Annotated in this window: 1 protein-coding gene; it reads left to right on the top strand. The window is 44.7% G+C overall.

Features of this window, described 5'->3' with window-relative positions; all coding sequences use genetic code 11:
• Window positions 1–149: 149 nt before the first annotated feature.
• Window positions 150–349: nucleotide pyrophosphohydrolase (locus tag L691_RS0110870; protein ID WP_025690530.1), on the top strand; the 200-nt coding region annotated here is incomplete at its 3' end.

The raw sequence follows: 349 nt of genomic DNA on the forward strand, positions 1-349 counted from the left end.
ATAAGATGCATATAACAAGGCCAAAGCATGGCCGTGACCTAACCATTCAGAGGCGTATTCCCGGCATAAGGGATAACTGCCTCTTTTTTGCGTTGCATGATGGTGTCGTTGTTTCATAAATCTATTAGTTAGGGGGCAGGAGTACAAAGATGAATGAAGAGCTTATAAGACAAATCTTGGCCTTCCGAGAGAACCGGAATTGGGAACAGTTCCATAACCCCAAGGATTTAGCCATTTCCTTAAGTATTGAGGCATCCGAGCTGTTGGAGAATTTTCAATGGAAGTCATCGGAGGAAGCGGTTCAGCTCAAAAAGGATCAGATTGCCGATGAACTGGCTGATGTGCTGGT

The sequence above is a fragment of the Paenibacillus zanthoxyli JH29 genome (genome assembly GCF_000520715.1).
Lineage (GTDB): Bacteria > Bacillota > Bacilli > Paenibacillales > Paenibacillaceae > Paenibacillus_AQ > Paenibacillus_AQ zanthoxyli.